The 3,452-nt window shown below is 46.0% G+C and carries 2 protein-coding genes and 2 pseudogenes; all 4 read right to left on the bottom strand.

Annotated features, from left to right (window positions below):
- Positions 1 to 701, bottom strand: a pseudogene (locus tag P378_RS21700) (DEAD/DEAH box helicase); the annotation flags it as partial.
- Positions 671 to 1,939 carry a DEAD/DEAH box helicase gene (locus P378_RS10835; RefSeq protein ID WP_238473132.1) on the bottom strand — a complete coding sequence of 423 codons (1,269 nt, stop codon included), beginning with the start codon at positions 1,937 to 1,939 and terminating at the stop codon, positions 671 to 673. The pseudogene P378_RS21700 and the gene P378_RS10835, both read right to left, overlap by 31 nt.
- Positions 1,932 to 2,951: a hypothetical protein gene (locus tag P378_RS10830; RefSeq protein ID WP_099083269.1), complete on the bottom strand. Its 1,020-nt coding sequence runs from the start codon at positions 2,949 to 2,951 to the stop codon at positions 1,932 to 1,934. Before P378_RS10830 ends, P378_RS10835 begins: the two co-directional genes overlap by 8 nt.
- Positions 2,948 to 3,452: pseudogene (locus P378_RS19600) on the bottom strand (hypothetical protein); the annotation flags it as partial. The gene P378_RS10830 and the pseudogene P378_RS19600, both read right to left, overlap by 4 nt.

The following is a 3,452-nucleotide window of genomic DNA, read 5'->3' as shown; positions in this document are numbered from 1 at the left end:
CCCGTCAATGGGTCAAGCGCGCCAATCTTATCGTTCTTTCTTCTTTGATAGTTCTCGGGAACTACATAGAGAAGCATTTCATTGAGCGAATTAGCATCCCCGTTCAAGCCACGTTCAGGGAAGACATACCAATACGGCTGTCCTTCGTTCTTCTGAACATAGACTCGTAGATATAACGCCCCACATTTTATGTGGTTAACGAGTTCGTATATTCTGCCGCCGCACTCGCACTTGTCCTTCGGGATAGAGATAACCCTACCAAGAGGGAGTTTTTCGCTTTCGGAGTATTTTGCGCAGGAGCATTTCGGGTTGGAACACGCATACAGCCCTTGAAGTCCGCGCAAAAACATATGAAGCCGTACAGGGAACAGGATATTCCCATCCTTTGCGGCAAGGGAAACCAAAGCCAATAAAGCGTCGAGCGCTTTTTCGGCATTCGCACTGTTTCCGAATAGCGTATTCTTAATCTCGCTATATGATTTTGCTCCATCACGACATAGTTTGTTCAGCAAAACAAACGCTTCGTATTTAGGCAGATTGTCGTATAGCCATTCTTGAGCATGACTTTGGCTAATGTCATCCTGTAAGTTGCAACGGAAAACCGCATCCGCGAAACTCTTAATTCTGTTAGTAATACCTTCGCCTTGTACTTGGTCAGAGCCAATCGATGCTAATGCATCAATGTCTGTCTTAACCTCCAAGTCTTCGGGAACATCCTCTTTTGCGCCGAACAGAAACTCGCAAGAAGAGGACTCTTTCCCAGTAAGCCAGAGTAAAATGCATTAATCGCTTCTTGTTCGTTTTGAGGCATACTTGCGGTGGTAAGGATAAACTGAACCCTGTCAATTGAAATCCCTAAGCGATAGAACAGACGCTCCAACAAGAGCGCAATTTCCCCGCCAGCGGAGCCACGATACATATGCGCCTCATCTAAAACGATGAGAAGTCTGTTGTCTTTGGAGTCGTTAAGCCAATGTTTTGTTTTATCCCATATGTTGGCTTCTCGTTGACGCATAAGCATATACTCCAACATAGAGTAGTTCGTAATCAGGATATCCGGCGGACACCCCTGCATCTCGAAGCGAGTTATGAGTTCGGCATCGTACGGAGATGGCACATGGATGTTTTTCTCCAAGTTCTCAATGAAAATCTGAAGTCCATTCTCTCCAAATCTGGCGGGGTATTTGTTTATGCTCTTAAGCCCGTTAATGTTGTTGGCTTGCCGCCGTTGGGTTTCTTCGTCGGCGGTGTCGTCTATCAGATAGTTCTCACGGAACGTATTCGCTAATTCACGACTGTTTGCAGGTTTTGCGTCGCCGGAATAAGGCGTTCTTCCTGTGTACATTCCGAAATGGGGTATGCGCGTTGCTTGCGTATCCCTCGTAAATATTTCTCTGAACTTTTCGCTACCGATAATTTTCCTGAATCTGGCCAATTGGTCTGATACAAGGGCATTCATCGGATAGATGATTAGCGTTCGCACGGCTTCCAGCTTGAACGTCTTGGGATGGTTTTTTGCCTCGTCGAAGCATTTTGCAATAATCGGCCAGAGGAAGCACTCAGTTTTACCAGAGCCGGTGCCGGTGGAGACAAACAAATCTCTTCCGGACAAAAAATACTCCAGAGCCTTGACTTGGTGTTCAAACGGGTCGGGGAATATTCCAAGGCTCTCCTTGACGAGTTTAAGTAAGGACTCTTTTATGCCCTGTTCAATTTGCTTCGAGTTCTTGATTCCGCCGGTTATTTTCTTGTATGAAGCCGAAGTTTCGATATAAGGCTCGCGGGCAATGTTCGTATGCTCGGAACAAAGTTCTCCCAGAAGGTCATCGACATACAGCAGCAGGGTTTCGCTGTTGGCCAAGTAGTCGGACTTTATGTAATTCTTCAGCCTATCACGGATTGCCTGATAGTATTGCTGGACTCCGTTTGAGTTATGCATTTGTGTTCCCTCCCTTTACTTCGATGCCGATATTTATGAGCGCGGAGGTTACTTCAGGTATGAAGTCGTTCCTAATCAGAAAACTCACCTTGTCAAAAGCGTTATTCACTGGCCAAGACAAGAGCAACAGGTAATAGTATTCTCGGTTGGGTAAATGCCCGCCTACTCTTATTTTTGAATACTCCGCATCTTGCTTAGAAATAGTGGCCTTAAGCGGGTTATTGTAGTGTGCCTTAAGAGCAAAATACAGCCGCCTGAATTCGTATGAGGTAAAGCTGTCGTTCTGTGGTTCTTCGGGTTCGTCAGCGAATTGCAGAGGAGCATCTGCTACTCGCATAACCCTATAGAACGGACCCAACTCGCTTTTCCGCGCCACAGAGCAATCTGTCTCCATTCTCCTCCCCCAAGACTGCGAAGGGACATTATTTGACAGAGGATTAAAAAACTCAAGCTCATCAAGGTTAATGTCTCTGTCATAGAAATCAATGATGTCAAATTGAGATTGAAAATACTCCTCCCACGTTAAGTCATCTCTTATCAAAAACTCTCTCGCAGAGACCTTGTATGCTGTGGGGCTTGTAAATGCGCCAAGTCCATTCGCGGCGTATGTTGTGTTGGGAATACCGAAGAACAATGCTGTATTCCCAATAGGGATGCTCCGACCGTAATTGGCTAACCGATTTCGATTGTTATCGTCGGTCAGAAGATAACCAGTCTCCTCGTAAACTCTGCGGATGTGAACAGGGAAGCTCAACTGCGGATTACTGGTGTCAACGAATCTGTCGGCAACGGTTGGGAACAACTCGGAATACCGCGACATCAATTCGTTAAGCACGATTGTCTGGTTGTGCTTCGTCGTTCCGATAATTCCGTCCGACAGATTCTGAGCCGTGCGGAGACACCACTGTCCCAATGCCGAAAAGCAGAGCCTGTATACAAAGGAGTCTTCTGATTCGCCGCGATATCGGTCAATACCCATATCTGTAGACATAGCGGTCAACAACTCATTCATCGTGCAAACCACCCTTTGAATAGGTTTTTGTATGAACACCTTCCGGCATCTCCAGCGTATTTGATTAATCGCTCGGAGGTATTATAGGGCGCAATCTGCAACACGTCCACACAGTATGGTAAAACATCAAATGCCAACATACGGCATAAATCCTGCTCATCAGATATAGCGGTACATTTTTGCTCAATCAAACTTTGGAGGAAGCCAAACTCGCCCAGCATTTCTCTCAATAGAGAAGAATATCGATTATCCTGGGATATCCCTTGGAATTCAAACTCTACCTCCTCTACCGTTGACGGGTCTTCTGTTAATTCTGCATTGGCAGACAATGCCGCAATTCGGTTGAGGTTAAGATACTGGCAGTACCGCAAGAACTCTCCGGAAACGTAATGTATTGTTCTGTCATAGGCGACCGTCAAGAAGATGACTTTATCCCTATGGTCATCAAACAGCGACAGCAGTTCGGTTTCGTTACAGTTCCCGATGAAGTTGTCCAAGCAA

It is taken from the genome of Desulforamulus profundi (genome assembly GCF_002607855.1).
Note: the sequence above shows the minus strand (reverse complement) of the source record. Positions and strands in the feature narration are given on the sequence as shown.

Bases quoted from the DNA above. Each gene is read 5' to 3' on its own strand.
- P378_RS10835 (WP_238473132.1), bottom strand. From the start codon at position 1,939: ATGCATAACTCAAACGGAGTCCAGCAATACTATCAGGCAATCCGTGAT.
- P378_RS10830 (WP_099083269.1), bottom strand. From the start codon at position 2,951: ATGAATGAGTTGTTGACCGCTATGTCTACAGATATGGGTATTGACCGA.